Origin of the sequence: Pseudomonas sp. LH1G9, from assembly GCF_002949975.1 — a bacterium.
Taxonomy (GTDB): Bacteria; Pseudomonadota; Gammaproteobacteria; order Pseudomonadales; family Pseudomonadaceae; genus Aquipseudomonas; species Aquipseudomonas veronii.
Genome location: NZ_CP026880.1, coordinates 4,137,642 through 4,153,064, shown reverse-complemented (window position 1 = coordinate 4,153,064; position 15,423 = coordinate 4,137,642). Strand labels below are relative to the sequence as shown.

14 protein-coding genes are annotated in these 15,423 nt (G+C 62.0%); 7 read left to right on the top strand and 7 right to left on the bottom strand.

Annotated elements, in window-relative coordinates:
- Positions 1-82 precede the first annotated feature (82 nt).
- Complete coding sequence (gene rhlB, locus C5F70_RS19195) at positions 83-1,558, bottom strand: ATP-dependent RNA helicase RhlB (RefSeq protein WP_102618729.1); 1,476 nt, start codon at positions 1,556-1,558, stop codon at positions 83-85.
- Between the two features lie 96 nt (positions 1,559-1,654).
- Entirely contained in the window at positions 1,655-2,311 is a 657-nt protein-coding gene (locus C5F70_RS19190) for an alpha/beta hydrolase (RefSeq protein ID WP_017848649.1), read from the bottom strand.
- Between the two features lie 345 nt (positions 2,312-2,656).
- Here C5F70_RS19190 and C5F70_RS19185 point away from each other — a divergent pair, with 345 nt between their 5' ends.
- From C5F70_RS19185 to C5F70_RS19165, 5 genes are all read left to right on the top strand, one after another.
- Positions 2,657-3,688, top strand: coding sequence for an amino acid ABC transporter substrate-binding protein (locus tag C5F70_RS19185; protein ID WP_017848650.1), 1,032 nt, complete (start codon positions 2,657-2,659; stop codon positions 3,686-3,688).
- A 72-nt stretch (positions 3,689-3,760) separates the two neighbouring features.
- Positions 3,761-4,942, top strand: coding sequence for an amino acid ABC transporter permease (locus tag C5F70_RS19180; protein WP_046488647.1), 1,182 nt, complete (start codon positions 3,761-3,763; stop codon positions 4,940-4,942).
- Between the two features lie 10 nt (positions 4,943-4,952).
- Positions 4,953-6,050, top strand: coding sequence for an amino acid ABC transporter permease (locus tag C5F70_RS19175; protein ID WP_017848652.1), 1,098 nt, complete (start codon positions 4,953-4,955; stop codon positions 6,048-6,050).
- 11 nt (positions 6,051-6,061) lie between these two features.
- Positions 6,062-6,826, top strand: a complete 765-nt coding sequence (locus tag C5F70_RS19170; RefSeq protein WP_003171943.1) for an amino acid ABC transporter ATP-binding protein — start codon at positions 6,062-6,064, stop codon at positions 6,824-6,826.
- A gap of 149 nt (positions 6,827-6,975) precedes the next feature.
- Positions 6,976-8,181, top strand: a complete 1,206-nt coding sequence (locus tag C5F70_RS19165) for an ISL3 family transposase (protein WP_026139890.1) — start codon at positions 6,976-6,978, stop codon at positions 8,179-8,181.
- 25 nt (positions 8,182-8,206) lie between these two features.
- On the opposite strand, the gene C5F70_RS19160 is transcribed toward C5F70_RS19165, so the two are convergent.
- Together C5F70_RS19160 and C5F70_RS19155 are read right to left on the bottom strand one after the other, a co-directional pair.
- Positions 8,207-8,695: a type II toxin-antitoxin system MqsA family antitoxin gene (locus C5F70_RS19160; protein WP_017848653.1), complete on the bottom strand. Its 489-nt coding sequence runs from the start codon at positions 8,693-8,695 to the stop codon at positions 8,207-8,209.
- Positions 8,692-9,003 carry a type II toxin-antitoxin system MqsR family toxin gene (locus tag C5F70_RS19155; RefSeq protein WP_046488644.1) on the bottom strand — a complete coding sequence of 104 codons (312 nt, stop codon included), beginning with the start codon at positions 9,001-9,003 and terminating at the stop codon, positions 8,692-8,694. The genes C5F70_RS19160 and C5F70_RS19155 overlap by 4 nt, the downstream gene beginning before the upstream one ends.
- Before the next feature lie 159 nt (positions 9,004-9,162).
- On the opposite strand from C5F70_RS19155, the gene C5F70_RS19150 reads away from it, so the two are divergent.
- Together C5F70_RS19150 and C5F70_RS19145 are read left to right on the top strand one after the other, a co-directional pair.
- A complete protein-coding gene (locus C5F70_RS19150) occupies positions 9,163-9,822 on the top strand; it encodes a FadR/GntR family transcriptional regulator (protein WP_017848655.1) in 660 nt (219 codons plus the stop codon).
- Positions 9,812-11,077, top strand: a complete 1,266-nt coding sequence (locus C5F70_RS19145) for a CynX/NimT family MFS transporter (protein ID WP_104903874.1) — start codon at positions 9,812-9,814, stop codon at positions 11,075-11,077. Before C5F70_RS19150 ends, C5F70_RS19145 begins: the two co-directional genes overlap by 11 nt.
- On the opposite strand, the gene C5F70_RS19140 is transcribed toward C5F70_RS19145, so the two are convergent.
- From C5F70_RS19140 to C5F70_RS19130, 3 genes are read right to left on the bottom strand one after another with little or no spacing between them, the layout of a single operon-like run.
- Positions 11,074-11,715 carry a DUF1120 domain-containing protein gene (locus C5F70_RS19140; RefSeq protein ID WP_104903873.1) on the bottom strand — a complete coding sequence of 214 codons (642 nt, stop codon included), beginning with the start codon at positions 11,713-11,715 and terminating at the stop codon, positions 11,074-11,076. The two genes, C5F70_RS19145 and C5F70_RS19140, sit on opposite strands and share 4 nt — an antisense overlap.
- 17 nt (positions 11,716-11,732) lie before the next feature.
- Entirely contained in the window at positions 11,733-12,857 is a 1,125-nt protein-coding gene (locus C5F70_RS19135) for a DUF1120 domain-containing protein (RefSeq protein WP_104903872.1), read from the bottom strand.
- A 10-nt stretch (positions 12,858-12,867) separates the two neighbouring features.
- On the bottom strand, positions 12,868-15,306 hold the full coding sequence (locus C5F70_RS19130; protein ID WP_104903871.1) for a fimbria/pilus outer membrane usher protein: 2,439 nt from the start codon (positions 15,304-15,306) through the stop codon (positions 12,868-12,870).
- Positions 15,307-15,423: the final 117 nt, after the last annotated feature.

Sequence of the window (15,423 nt, the reverse complement as noted above, 5' to 3'; positions counted from 1 at the left end):
AGTGGGTCAGTTGGCAAATTCTGCGACTGACACTCCGCTATCGGGGGCAAGCCCCCTCCCACATGTTTGACCGCATTTGAGCTTACGGGCGTTTGCGTTCTACAGCCCGGAGCAAGTGCGTCGGCGGTGTCTCGCAGCTGATCTTGCGGCCCAGCAGCGTCTCGATCGACGGCAACTGATACGAGTCATCCTCCCCGGCAAAGCTGATCGACACACCCGCTGCCCCGGCACGGCCGGTGCGGCCAATACGGTGTACGTAGTCGTCGGGCATTTCGGGCAGGGTGAAGTTGATCACATGGCTGATGCCGTCGATGTGAATCCCGCGCCCGGCCACGTCGGTGGCCACCAGCACGCGGATCTTGCCTTCGCGAAAGCCTTCCAGGGTCTTGATGCGCTTGTGCTGCGGCACGTCGCCCGACAGTTGCGCGGCGTTGACGCCATCGCGCACCAGGCGCTCTTCGATACGGCGCACTTCGTCCTTGCGGTTGGCAAATACCATCACGCGCTCCCAACCGTTGTCGTTGATCAGGTTGTAGAGCAGCTTGTACTTGTCGGCACCGGCCACGGCGTAGATGTGTTGCTCGACGTTTTCGCTGGCGACGTTCAGCGCCTCGATCTCGACGATGGACGGCTCGGTGGTCCACTGCTTGGCGAGGTTCATCACGTCTTCGGTGAAGGTCGCGGAGAACAGCAGGGTCTGGCGCTCGTTTTTCGGCGGGGTCTGGCGAATGATCTGGCGTACTTGCGGGATAAAGCCCATGTCGAGCATGCGGTCGGCTTCGTCCAGCACCATCACTTCGACCATGTCCAGGTGTACGTCGCCGCGCTGGTTGAAGTCGAGCAGGCGGCCCGGAGTGGCGACCAGGATGTCGCAGTGGCGCGCTTCGAGGTGCTTGAGCTGCTTGTCGAAGTCCATGCCACCGACAAACGTCATGACGTTGAGGCCGGTGTACTTGGTCAGGTCGGCGGCGTCCTTGGCGATCTGCACCACCAGCTCGCGGGTCGGGGCGATGATCAGCGCGCGCGGCTCACCCATGTAGCGTTCTTTCGGCGGCGGCGTTTGCAGCAGTTGGGTGATGATCGAGATCAGGAACGCGGCGGTCTTGCCGGTGCCGGTCTGGGCGCGGCCGATGGCGTCTTTGCCGGCCAGGGTGAAGCCCAGCACCTGCGCCTGGATCGGTGTGCAGTACGGGAAGCCCAGGTCCTGGATGGCGTGCATCAGTTCCGGTGCGAGCTTGAAATCGTGGAAGCGGGTTTTGCCTTCCTGGGGTTCGACGACGAAATCTTCGAGTTTCCACGGTGTGACGGGCGGTTTGGGCGCGCGTTCACGGCGTGCGGCTTTTGGCGCAGGCGCGGCTGCCGCAGCGGCTTCGGCCGGTTTTGGCGGTTCGGTTGGCGTCACCTCGAGCGGTTTCGGCGCGGTCACAGGCGCGGCCAGGCCAGGCTGTTTACCGTCGTGGCGGCTGCCGGGTGTCGGGACGGGAGCACTGGGAACTGGCGCGAGCGGCTCAGCCTCGCTTTTGCCGAACATCTTCTTGAGTGCTTTGAGCACGGTGATCTCATTAATTGGTTAAGGAATATACGCCGGCCAGTGTAATGCAAGAATCGGGCGCGGCGTAGTGCGTCTGTCATGTGGCTAAATAAACGGCGGCGTTCAGCGCAGTCGTTCGGCCAACCACGTACCGATATCGCTGATCTCTTCAGGTAACACTTCGTGACCCATTGGGTATTCCTGCCATGTCACGGTGACACCACGGGTCTTCAAGTGCTCGTAAGCGCTGCGTCCCATTGCGTTCTGCACCACCTCGTCGTACTGGCCATGCAGGCAAAGGACCGGAATGCGCTGCTGACTGGCGGATAATTCCAGCTCGTCGTCGAAGGTCGGCGCATAAGTGGAGAGGGCAATCACGCCACCCAAGGCGCCTTGCCATTTATGGAAAGCGGTGTGGTACACCACGGCGCCACCCTGGGAGAAACCCGCCAGGAAAATCCGCGAGGCGTCTATTCCGCTGCTTTTTTGTTCCTTGATCAAATCCGTGACCATTTTGGCCGACTCTTTCAGCTCTTCCAGGCTGATGGACCGCGCCGGGCTCATCGCCCTGATGTCGTACCAACTGGGCATCTCATAGCCGCCGTTGATGGTCACCGGGCGGGTCGGTGCTTGAGGCAGGACGAAGCGGGTGGTCAGCAGGTTTTCCTGCAGCGCTTGGGCCACCGGTTGGAAGTCGTAGCGATCGGCACCCAGGCCATGCAGCCAGATTACGCAGGCGTCTGCAGGCTTGGTGGGCTGAAGAATCAAGGGGTTGCTCATGTCTGCTCCATTAATGTGCGTGCGCTCCGATTGAGTGCGACGGAACGGTGCGCAATAGTTTGATCTGTTACGAGAATGTCGCAAGGTTGAATCTTTTGCCATTGACCTTGGGCTGAATCGACTCAGCAGCCACTCTGGTACGCGCTTTGCTATGTGTAGGTCGATGTCAGATCTTTCCTGGGACGGTAACACTATCAGTGACTGCCGTTTGTGGGATAGCAACTGGAATTACTGCGACTGCCTCATGCTGCTTGACCCTAATAAAAGCCAACACGGGTCGATATCGCCTCATAAGGGTGCGCTGAGGTTCTAGCTCCGACACAACAAGAGCAACTGGAGGTTTGAATGAAGGTATTGAAATCCACCCTGGCCATCGTTTCCGCGGCCGCTGTATTGGGTGTCAGTGGTTTCGCCCAAGCCGGCGCCACCCTGGACGCCGTGCAGAAGAAAGGCTTTGTGCAATGTGGCGTGAGTGACGGCTTGCCGGGTTTCTCGGTACCGGATGCCAGCGGCAAGATCCTCGGGATCGACGCTGACTTCTGCCGCGCGGTAGCCGCTGCCGTGTTCGGCGACGCGACCAAGGTCAAATTCAGCCAGTTGAACGCCAAGGAGCGTTTCACCGCGCTTCAATCCGGCGAAGTCGACATTCTGTCCCGTAACACCACCATGACCAGCTCCCGCGATGCGGGCATGGGCCTGAAATTCCCGGGCTTCATCACTTACTACGACGGCATCGGCTTTCTGGTAAACAACAAGCTGGGCGTTAAAAGTGCCAAGGAACTGGACGGTGCAACCATCTGCATCCAGGCCGGTACCACCACCGAGCTGAACGTTTCCGACTACTTCCGTGGCAACGGTCTGAAATACACCCCGATCACCTTCGACACCTCCGACGAAAGCGCCAAGTCGCTGGAATCCGGGCGTTGCGACGTGCTGACCTCCGACAAGTCCCAACTGTTCGCCCAGCGCAGCAAGTTGGCCTCGCCGAAAGACTACGTGGTTCTGCCGGAAACCATTTCCAAGGAACCGCTGGGCCCGGTCGTGCGTAATGGCGACGACGAGTGGCTGGCCATCGTGCGCTGGGTTGGCTACGCCATGCTCAACGCGGAAGAAGCCGGTATCACTTCCAAAAACGTCGAAGCTGAAGCCAAGTCCACCAAGAACCCGGACGTTGCGCGTCTGCTCGGTGCCGACGGCGAATACGGCAAGGACCTGAAAGTGAAGAAAGACTGGGTCGTACAGATCGTCAAGCAGGTCGGCAACTACGGTGAAGTGTTCGAGAAAAACCTCGGCAAGAACACGCCACTGGAAATCGACCGTGGCCTGAACGCGCTGTGGAACAACGGCGGCATTCAATACGCACCCCCTGTGCGCTGATCGCTGATGGTTCTATCACCCGGTGGGCCAACCGCCGGGTGATGTTCTGTTCCATTCTTTCCGGGGCACTTCATGCAAAATAAAATCGGCGCACCCAAGCAGAAGCTCAGCTTCAGCGACCCCAAAGTGCGTGCGTGGCTCTTCCAGATCATCACGATTGTGGCGGTGGTCTCGCTGGGCTGGTACCTCTTCAACAATACCCAGACCAACCTTCAGCACCGAGGCATTACCTCGGGTTTCGACTTTCTTGAGCGCAGTGCCGGCTTCGGCATCGCGCAGCACCTGATCGACTACACCGAATCGGACAGCTATGCCCGGGTGTTTGTGATCGGGCTGCTCAATACCTTGCTGGTGACCGTGATCGGCGTGGTCCTGGCGACCCTGCTCGGGTTCATCATCGGCGTGGCCCGCTTGTCGCCCAACTGGATGATCAACAAGCTGGCGACGGTGTACGTGGAAGTGTTCCGCAACATCCCGCCGTTGCTGCAAATCCTGTTCTGGTACTTCGCGGTGTTCCTGACCATGCCGGGGCCGCGCAACAGCCATAACTTCGGCGACACGTTCTTCGTCAGCAGCCGTGGTCTGAACATGCCGGCCGCGCTGGCCGCCGACGGGTTCTGGCCGTTCGTGACCAGCGTGGTCGTGGCCATCGTGGCGATCGTGCTGATGACCCGCTGGGCCAACAAGCGCTTTGAAGCGACCGGCGTACCGTTCCACAAATTCTGGGTGGGTCTGGCGCTGTTCATCGTGATTCCGGCGTTGTGCGCCTTGATCTTCGGCATGCCGTTGCACTGGGAAATGCCCAAGCTGCAAGGCTTCAACTTCGTCGGCGGCTGGGTGCTGATTCCTGAACTGTTGGCGCTGACCCTGGCGCTGACCGTGTACACCGCGGCGTTTATCGCCGAGATCGTGCGCTCGGGCATCAAGTCCGTCAGCCACGGCCAGACCGAAGCCGCACGCTCCCTGGGCCTGCGCCCCGGGCCGACGCTGCGCAAGGTCATCATCCCGCAAGCCCTGCGGGTGATCATTCCGCCGCTGACCAGCCAATACCTGAACCTGGCGAAAAACTCGTCGTTGGCCGCCGGTATCGGTTACCCGGAAATGGTTTCGCTGTTTGCCGGCACGGTGCTCAACCAGACCGGCCAGGCCATCGAAGTCATTGCCATCACCATGAGCGTGTACCTGGCGATCAGCATCAGCATTTCCCTGCTGATGAACTGGTACAACAAGCGCATTGCGCTGATCGAGCGGTGAGGAAACGAGCATGAGTTCGCATACGTTCAAACCTGATATGCCACCGCCGAGCAAAGTCTTCGGGCCGATGGCATGGATGCGCGCCAACCTGTTTTCCAGCTGGCTCAACACCCTGCTGACCTTGTTGGCGTTTTACCTGATCTACCTAGTCGTGCCGCCGATCCTGCACTGGGCCATTCTCGACGCCAACTGGGTCGGCACCACTCGCGCCGACTGCACCAAAGAAGGCGCCTGCTGGGTGTTTATCCAACAGCGCTTCGGGCAGTTCATGTACGGCTACTACCCCGGCGACCTGCGCTGGCGCGTAGACCTGACCGTGTGGTTGGCCATCGTGGGCGTAGCGCCGTTGTTCATCTCGCGTTTTCCACGCAAGGCGATCTACGGCCTGGGCTTTCTGGTGTTGTACCCGATCATTGCCTTCTTCCTGTTGCGCGGCGGCATTTTCGGCCTGACCAGCGTGGCCACCAGCCAATGGGGCGGCCTGATGCTGACCCTGGTCATCGCCACCGTCGGCATCGCCGGTGCCTTGCCGCTGGGGATTGTGCTGGCGCTGGGGCGGCGTTCGAACATGCCGGCGATTCGTGTGGTCTGCGTGACCTTCATCGAGTTCTGGCGCGGCGTGCCGTTGATCACGGTGCTGTTCATGTCCTCGGTGATGCTGCCGTTGTTCCTGCCCGAAGGCATGGGCATCGACAAGCTGCTGCGGGCGTTGATCGGCGTGATCCTGTTCCAGTCGGCCTACGTCGCGGAAGTGGTGCGCGGTGGCTTGCAGGCGATTCCCAAAGGTCAGTACGAAGCGGCCGCGGCGATGGGCCTGGGTTACTGGCGCAGCATGGGCCTGGTGATTCTGCCGCAAGCCCTGAAGATGGTGATCCCCGGCATCGTCAACACGTTTATCGCGCTGTTCAAGGACACCAGCCTGGTGATCATCATCGGTTTGTTCGACCTGCTCAACAGCGTCAAGCAAGCCGCCGCCGACCCGAAATGGTTGGGCATGGCCACTGAAGGCTACGTGTTCGCCGCCCTGGTGTTCTGGATTTTCTGTTTTGGTATGTCGCGCTATTCCATTCATTTGGAACATAAGCTCGACACAGGCCACAAGCGTTAGGAGTTGTTGTTATGAGCGAAGCGATCAAACAGCCTGTGAGCCCTGAAGGCATTATCCAGATGCAGGGCGTGAACAAGTGGTACGGCCAGTTCCACGTATTGAAAGACATCAACCTCAACGTCAAGCAGGGCGAGCGTATCGTGCTGTGCGGCCCGTCGGGTTCGGGCAAGTCCACCACCATCCGCTGCCTCAACCGCCTGGAAGAACACCAGCAGGGCCGCATCGTGGTCGATGGCGTGGAGCTGACCAACGACCTCAAGCAGATCGAAGCGATCCGCCGCGAAGTCGGCATGGTGTTCCAGCACTTCAACCTGTTCCCGCACCTGACCATCCTGCAGAACTGCACGCTGGCACCGATGTGGGTGCGCAAGATGCCCAAGCGCAAGGCCGAAGAAATCGCCATGCACTACCTGGAGCGCGTGCGTATCCCGGAGCAGGCCCACAAGTTTCCGGGGCAACTCTCCGGCGGCCAGCAACAGCGCGTGGCGATTGCCCGGGCGCTGTGCATGAAACCGAAAATCATGCTGTTCGACGAACCGACCTCGGCCCTCGACCCGGAAATGGTCAAGGAAGTGCTCGACACCATGATCGGCCTGGCCGAAGACGGCATGACCATGCTGTGCGTGACCCACGAAATGGGCTTCGCCCGCACCGTGGCCAACCGCGTGATCTTCATGGACAAGGGCGAGATCGTGGAACAGGCGGCGCCGAATGACTTCTTCGACAACCCGCAGAATGACCGGACCAAGTTGTTCTTGAGCCAGATTCTGCATTGATCGATGGTTGATGCTTGAAGCGATAAACCCGGCACCAGGCCGGGTTTATTTTTGGTTCTTCACGGAATCCCGGGAAACACAGAAACAAGAACGCCGATTTGATGGATGATGTTCGTGCGAGCAAACACATCTAAAAAACCGGCGTTCTTATGCGCAATATTAATACTTTCCTTCCTTTTTGGGAGGGCTTTTCTGTCGTTGCGATCAAACCTGACGGCGATGCCCTTCAAATCGATCTGATCCCCCAGGCCACGCGATTTCCCACCTGTGGTGGCTGCCAAAAGCTCTGTTCAACAACTCATGAGTACTGCGATCGAGTCGTGCGTGACTTGCCGATTCTCGGTCGTGCAGTCCGCCTCAACGTGCAGCTCAGGCGTGTTAGTTGCCGTGATTGTGGCAAGCGCATGGAGGTCGTCAGTTGGCTGGATCGCTATGCCCGCATGACGCGCCGGCTGGCAGAGGCCGTTATTCAAGCCTGCGAACGCCTTCCTACACTGCATGTTGCGCAAATGTTCGGGCTGCACTGGGACACCGTTCGGTTGCTGGAGCGGCGCGCTCTGCAAGCGGCGTTGAGTGCCTTACCCAAGGCCCAACCACGGCGCTTGATAATGGACGAGTTCGCGTTATTCAAAGGTCATCGCTACGCCAGCGTGGTGTTGGACGCTGATACTCGGCGAGTGCTTTGGATCGGCGAAGGCCGTAGCCGAGCGGCAGTCAGACCGTTTTTCGAAGAGCTGGGGCCAGAAGGGTGCGCCCGAATTGAAGCGGTAGCGATGGACATGAACACGGCTTATGACCTGGAGGTTCGCCAACACTGCCCAAAAGCACGGGTGATTTATGACCTTTTCCATGTGGTCGCCAAATATGGCCGAGAAGTGATTGATCGTGTTCGCGTTGACGAGGCGAACCGATTGCGCCATGACAAGCCCGCTCGAAAGATCATAAAGCAAGCGCGATGGTTGCTATTGCGTAACCCGGAGAACCTGAAAAAGCCGGAACAGCAGGTTCATTTACAGGATCTGCTGGCCGCTAACCAATCGTTAATGACGGTCTACTTGATGAAGGCCGAGCTCAAAATGCTCTGGGCGCCGAGCGATGCCTGGGACTGGAGATCAGCCTGGAAGCAGTGGCTGCGTCATGCTCAAGAAAGCGAAATACCCGCACTGATCCAGTTCGCAAAGCGACTAAAAGGCTACTGGCGGGGCATCGTGAGCCGGGTACGCTGGCCAATGCACACCGGTCAGTTGGAAGGAATAAACAATCGAATAAAGGTCATCAAACGAATGGCGTACGGTTACCGGGACAGCGAATTCTTTTTCATGAAGATCAAGAGCGTCTTTCCCGGCAATCCGTGAAGAACCTTATTTTTGCCTGCTGTTTTTACGCGGACGCTTGAGTTGCAAGCTGCGCATCTTTTGCGATCAGCAGATGGTTCAGGTCTTCGCCGGCATTGAGTGCCTCTATTTCGGCCAATAGATGCGGATGTTTATCCAGTAGACGCATCAATGTGAGCAGTGGCGCGGGCGGAAAGATCTCAGCCCTTTCGTAGCGGGAAAATGCGTTATGGCCGCGGCCGGTCAATAGCCTCACCGCGTCTTTCTGCGTCAGATGCAATTTGCGGCGAATTCGTTTCATTTCGGCGGCGATGATTGTCCTGGCATCCATTAACAACTTATCGCTGGCATCGGAATAACGCTCTGCGCTATCGGTGTCCGAATCGAATTCGACCTCGTGACAGGCCTGGCATTCCCAGCCTGCAATATCAGGGATATCCCGGATCATGCCGCGTGTGTTGATCGTGAAGCTGCGACCTTCGAAATGCTGCATTGCGTCATGGGTTCCGCAGCTCATGCATTGTTGGGTTTTCATAAGGTTTTCTCCTTGAAGGAGATTACGGGAGGACCACCGCCTGGGCGGTAAGTCACTTTGATGTAAATCTCCGTAGCGTAAATCTTGATCAGATAGACGTCCTGCCACACACGGTGGTCTGAATAGGTCGTCATTGACTTGTACAACATTCGATTCTCAAGGGCGCAGACCGCGAGTCGCATCTGGCCGATGTTCAACTCAAGTTGTCGAGCCCCCTCCCGCGCGCTTGCGGTGAATGCTCTGCTACCCAACCTGATGACATCCGCCTTTATCACCGCCAAATCGTAATGAGGTGTGTACTTTTCCATAAGACACCTAAGGCTGAAATTACCCTTTAAGGGTAATTTTAACAATCGAAAATACTGCTCCGTTTCCCTGCCTGAAAACCCTAGTGCGTTGCCTTTGTAGGCAAGTCCGAATAGGCTGTAGGTAAATTCATCCTATGATTGGACGAAAGCGCAAACCTCATGACAGACATCTCCCCGCTGATCAAACGCTCCCTGGTCGACCAAGCCCTCGAGCAGCTGCGCCAGCGCATCACCCAAGGCACGTGGGCCATCGGTGAGCGCCTGCCCACCGAGCCTGAGCTGGCGGCGGAACTGGGCATCAGCCGCAATACCGTGCGCGAGGCCATGCGGGTGCTGGCATTCTCTGGATTGATCGAGGTCCGCCAGGGCGACGGCAGTTACCTGCGTTCGATGACGGACCCGCTGGGCGCCATGCGCGCGTTATCCCATTGCAGCCTGGAACAGGCGCAGGAGACGCGGCAGATTCTGGAAGTGGAGGCCATCGGTCTGGCCGTCCTGCGTCGCACCGAGCAAGACCTGCACCGGTTGCGCGAGGCGCTTGATGCCAGCGCCGCGCTGTATCACGGTGAGCTGGAGGCCTACATCAGCGCCGATCTGGTATTCCACCAACGGCTGGTGGACGCGGCGCACAACCCGGCGTTGAGCGAGTTGTACCGGTATTTTTCCAGCATCATCGGCGCGCAACTGCGCCAGACCCTGAACATCTCGCCGCGTCGCCAGGCGGTGTTCGACCTGCACACCGCCTTGCTTGATGCCGTAGCGCAGCAAGACCCGGAGCGCGCCAAATCCCTTTGCCGGCAGTTGATCAATGAACCCTGACGCCCCACGCACGCCTGAGTTGGAAGAATTGCTGATCGACGCCGAGGCCGACGACGATGCAGTCCAGCACAGCCCCCCGCCGACGAGCCGGCCATGGTTGTTGCTGCTGGGTCTGGTGCTGGTGGCGCTGAACCTGCGCCCGGCGCTGTCGAGCCTGTCGCCGCTGCTCAGTGAGGTCTCGGCCAGCCTGGGCTTGTCGGCGGCCAGGGCCGGTCTGCTGACCACCTTGCCGGTGCTGTGCCTGGGCCTGTTCGCGCCGCTGGCGCCGCTCCTTGCGCGGCGCTTCGGTGCCGAGCGGGTGGTGCTGGGGATCTTGTTGACGCTGGCCGGCGGTATTCTGCTGCGCAGTGCGTTCGGTGAGGTCGGGTTGTTTGTTGGCAGCCTGATCGCCGGGGCCAGCATCGGCATCATCGGCGTGTTGTTGCCCGGTATCGTCAAGCGCGACTTCGCCAGGCAGGCGGGCGCGATGACTGGGGTCTACACCATGGCGCTGTGCCTGGGCGCGGCGTTGGCGGCGGGGGCCTCGGTGCCTTTGAGCGACTCCTTCGGCAACCGTTGGAGCATCGGGTTGGGCTTCTGGATGGTACCGGCGTTGCTGGCCGCGCTGTGCTGGTTGCCGCAAGTCGGGCAGAAGCACGGCGCGCATCGCGTCGCCTACCGGGTGAAGGGTTTGCTGCGCGATCCGCTGGCCTGGCAAGTGACCTTGTACATGGGCCTGCAATCGTCCCTGGCCTACATCGTGTTCGGTTGGGTGCCGTCGATCCTCATCGACCGCGGCCTGAGCGCCATCGATGCCGGGCTGGCGCTGTCCGGTTCGATCATCGTGCAACTGCTCAGCGCCCTCACCGCGCCTTGGCTGGCCACGCGCGGCAAGGACCAGCGCCTGGCCATCGTGGTGGTGATGCTGCTGACCCTCGGCGGGCTGATGGGCTGCCTGTACGCGCCCCTCGACGGGCTGTGGGGCTGGGCGATTCTGCTGGGCCTGGGGCAGGGCGGTACGTTCAGCCTGGCGCTGACCTTGATCGTGCTGCGCTCGCGGGATGCCCACGTGGCCGCCAACCTGTCGAGCATGGCCCAGGGCTTCGGTTACACCCTGGCGTCCCTGGGCCCGCTCGCGGTGGGCCTGATTCACGACTGGACCGGCGGCTGGGCCGCCACCGGCTGGGTCTTCGCGGTGATCGGCCTGGGCGCCATCGTCGCCGGCCTCGGTGCGGGGCGCGCACGGTATGTCGAGGTCCGCAGCGAGAAAGTCTAGAGGTACTCCACCTCCAGCGTCGCCGAACCGTCCATGAGGATGTCGGTACTCAGGTCCAGGTTCTGTTTGGCGTTGATCACCGTCTCCAGGCTCAGCGTGCTGGTCAGGTTCTGGATCGCCATGGGGCCGGCGGTGCTGCCCGCGGTGTCGGTGAAGCCCAGCAGGCTCTTGGCGCCGATGTTGATCGGGTTGCGGTTGGCCGCGCGCCAGGCCACGCCGCCGGTGGTGGACTCGGTGCCGTAGACCTCGGCCACGCCACCCACCACGGTCTGCTGCGGATCGAACGTCAGCGAGTACACGCCGATCTTGTTCGCGCTGTTGTCCAGGCCCAACCCGTAATAAATCTCGCTGTTGACGTGGGCCGAGCCGTCGCGGTTGTCGTGCATGCGCAAGGCATAACGCACCGGGCCGTTGCAGATCACCGTCAGGTTCAGGGACTTGACCGGCAGCCGCGTGCCGGTCGTGAGGTTGAGGTCTTGCTGGGCGATCTTGCCGAAATCCACCACGCCGTTGGCCGACAGGCTTGGTGCGCAGGACATCGGGATGATCCGGCCGTTGACGTTCAGGTCGACGGGGGCGGCGGCCTGTGCCGGTTGGCTGAACAACAGGGGCACGAGGATCAGGTAGCGAGCAATCATGGGAGGCTCCGAGGGGCTTAGAAGTAGGTGATTTCCAGGGTCGCCGAACCGTCTAGCCGCACTTCGCTGCGCAGGTCCAGGCTGTCGAGCGGCGCGATGAAGGCTTTCAGGCTGAGTAATGCGCTGAGGTTTTGCAGGGCATTCGGGCCTTCGGTGCTGCCGGCCGTGGCGGTAAACCCAAGGAGGCTGCGCGCGCCCAAGGGGATCGCGCTGGCGCTGGCGCTGCTCCAGGCGGCGCCGCCTGTGGTCGAGTCGGTGCGATACAGCTGGGGCAGGTTGTCGGCGCTGGCCTGGGCGGGGTCGGCCAGCAGGTAATAACGGCCGACTTTCTGCCCGCGTGCATCCAGGCCCAGGCCGTAGGCGGTTTCATCGATGCCGCCGGTGGCTGAGCCGGCGCGGTTGTCGTGCATGACCAGGGCAAACGGAGTCGGGCCGTCACAGCTGACCGTGAGGCTCAGCGCGCGGGCGGGCAGGGCGGTGTCTTTGTCGCGGTGCAAGTCGCTGACCGACAACTTGCCGAAGTCCACCGTGCCGTTGTTGGCCAGGGTAGGCGTGCAGGCCGTCGGTGCGAAGCGCGCTTGCAGCTGCAATTCCCGTGAACGCCCGGAGGTGGGCGCGTCCACCTGCGCCGAGGCTTCCCAGGTTTCGGCATCGCGCACGCGGATCGCTTCGTCTCGCGCCCACGCACTCACCTGCAGTTGCGCGGCAAAACTGCGCCCGGTGGCGGGCTGGCCGTCGTGCAGCGGGACGATGCCGTGGTCGGCGCGCCAGGCCAGGCTCGTGCCGATTTGCGCGGGCGCCTGGCCTGGGCCGGCGAGCAAGCCGAGTTGCACCGCGTGGCCATCGAGCACCGCGTCATGCACTTGCACGCGGTAACTGCCGCCGTCGCCCAAGCGCAAGCGCTCGGTGCCGGCAGCCAGGGCGCGGTAGAACAGGCTCATGTCACCCGGTTGCGGGCAGTTCAAGGTCAAGGACAGGCGCCGTTCGCCGAGCAGGTGTTCCGCTGCCGGTGCTGACGCGACGGCGCGGTTCATCAGGCCAAAATCCAGGCGCGATTCGCTCAGGTCCAGGCGGCAGTCGTCCTCGGCCAGGGCCGTGCCGGCGAACAGCAGCAGGGCTGCCAGGCTGTGTTGAAGCTTCATATTGGGGTCCTCAAGGTCGCTGGCAGCGGGCCGGTGCGGTTTCGAAATACACGTGGGGGTCGGCCTTGGCCGGCAGTTCAAAGCGCAAGTGGCAGCGCGGCTGGTCAGGGGCCTTGATCCATAGCGGGCGGGTGTCGAGCACGTCGGGCAAGAACACTTGGTTGCCTTCCTGGACCAGGGTGATGAACTCGCCGTCCTCCGTGGTCACGGTCGAGCCGCGTGGCATCGGGGTGTCCAGGGTCAGCAGCGCACGCCGGGTGAGCGACACGCCGAACTCGATGCGGTCCACCGCGCCGCGGCCTGCCGATACCACCGCAAGCCCGTTGTGGATGTCGGCATTGCGCGGCAGCGAACGGGTGTGGACTTCCAGCGGGCTGCGCCCATAGGCGCTGAGCTGAGGCGCCACGGCCTGGCCTTGCCAGTCGGTCCACACCGGGCCGCTGGGGGTGTTGACCTTGATCCCGGGCATGTCGCCCACCGCCAGCACGGCAAAGGTGTCGCGCACCGGGTAGGGTGAGAACGTCAACCCGTCGGCGTGCAGCACCATCCCGCCGCGTGCGCCGCCCTGGTAGCTAGAGCGTTCGGCGTCAGCGCGCGTGTAGTTGAAATCCAGCTGGCTGTAGAACGGCAGGGCCGACACGCCCAGGGACGATTCGACTTCGCGGTCGCGGGTGTCATGTTCGACGCCGACGCGATACGCCAAGTGGTCGTTGATCTGCTCGTTGAGCCCCATCCCGGTGCGGTGCTCGCCGCCGGAATTGCGCACCCAGGCGCGGCCACGGCGGCTTTCGCCGAGGGGCAGGCTGACCGTCAGGTACAGGCTGTCGTCGTTGTAACGACGCCCGCCCATGTGCCATTCGGCGGTGGTGGAAATCGACATACCGGCGACCTGCGTACCCCAGGAGGCGAGGGCGCGGCTGCTGCTGTCGCCCTGGAACGAGGACGAACGGGAAACCCCCGCGCTGAAGGCGCCCAGCCACGGGTGCGACCATGAGCTGGTGGCGCTCTGCTGGTCGCGGTAACGCGCGCGTTGCTGCTCGCGGGTGTCGGCGATGTAGGTCGATTCGGTGAGGTCGCGGTAGCCCTGGGTGCGCCAGGAATTGGCTGCCGTGAAGGCCCAGCGCTCACTGAGTTTGTGCGACCACGACAGGTCGGTTTGCACCCCGCGTTCCTGGGTGCGCCGCGAGGCTTCGGAGGCGACCACGGCCACTTGCACCTGACTGTCCGGCAGCGGCAACAGGCCCAGGCTCAGGCCCGCCGAGCGATAATCCGCGGCCGCCAACAGCCCGCTGCCGAAGCTGAGCTGCGGATGCGGCGCGGCGCTCCAGCCGGCGCTCAGCACCCAGGGTTCGGCGCCCGGGCCGTCGCCGATATTGCGCACCCGCCCGGCCGCCACCGAGTAGCCGGGCGCGGGCAGCCCCAGGCCGAGCATGGCGGCGGGCACGGTAAAGCGCCGTTCCTCGCCGGTGCTTTCCTTGACGGTGACTTCGACGTCGGAGCGCCCGTTGAGGCGCGGTACATTGCTCAAGCTGAACGGGCCGGCGGGCACCACTGTGGAGTGAATCAACGCGCCGTTCTGGCGCACTTCCACCTGCGCCGGGCCGTTGGCGATGCCGTTGATGGTCGCGCCCTGGTTCTGATCCTGCAGGGCCTGTTCGGTGAGCACCTGCACGCCGGTGATTGGCGCACCCGCGAGCACCGGGTTGTAGAGGTTGATCTGCCCGGCCTGCAACACCGCCTGGTGGCTGGCGAAGGTGCGCTGGGCGTAGGCGTCCAGATGGGTGGTGCTTGAGCGGCTGTCCTGCCAGGTCTGTACCTGGCGGCTGCGCACGATCCAGTCGCCGGCATTGAAGCCGACCTCGGTATTGGCCGAGCCAAAGCGGCTGGAATCATCGCGGTAGTGGTTGTACAGGCCGGTCACGTCGTAGTTGAGCAGCGCCGCGAAACCGCCGGTCTGATAGCCGGAAATGTCCTGTGTGACCGGGCGCAGCGCCTGGGTGGGCACCACCAGGTTCAGGCTCAGGTTGGCTGGGTCGTGCTCGACCACGGTCTGTGGGTATTGCTCGAGAAAGGCATAACAACTGCTTTCTTCTGCCGGGCCCGAAGACGGCGTCACCAACTGCGCGGCGTCCAGCAGCGGCGGGTCGAAGCACGTGGCGCCGTGCTGATCCACGCTGACATCGACGCGCCCGCGCCGCTGGCCGTTGACCGTCAGGTTGAGCGCATGGCGCCCCTGGGTAAAACGCGGGGTCCGCATCAGCAGGCTGGCGAGTTCGGGATCGATGCCACGCTGGAGCAGGGTCTGTGGATCAAACGAACCTGTCGACGACTGCTCTGCCCATGCCAGGTTCGTCAGCAACCCCTGACTGAGCGTCAGCACCAGTAATGCCAGGCGCGGTGAAACGCCGGGCACGGCTTTGCCGTCACGGTAATGGATGACTGTGTTCACACAAATGCACTCGGATGATGGAAGTCCCCGGCGTGATTCCCTATCGCGTCAGGTCTTCCCGGTGGCCTTCAGTGGGTGGCCACTTCGTGATAGTGGCGCCGTCGTGTCCCTGGGCGC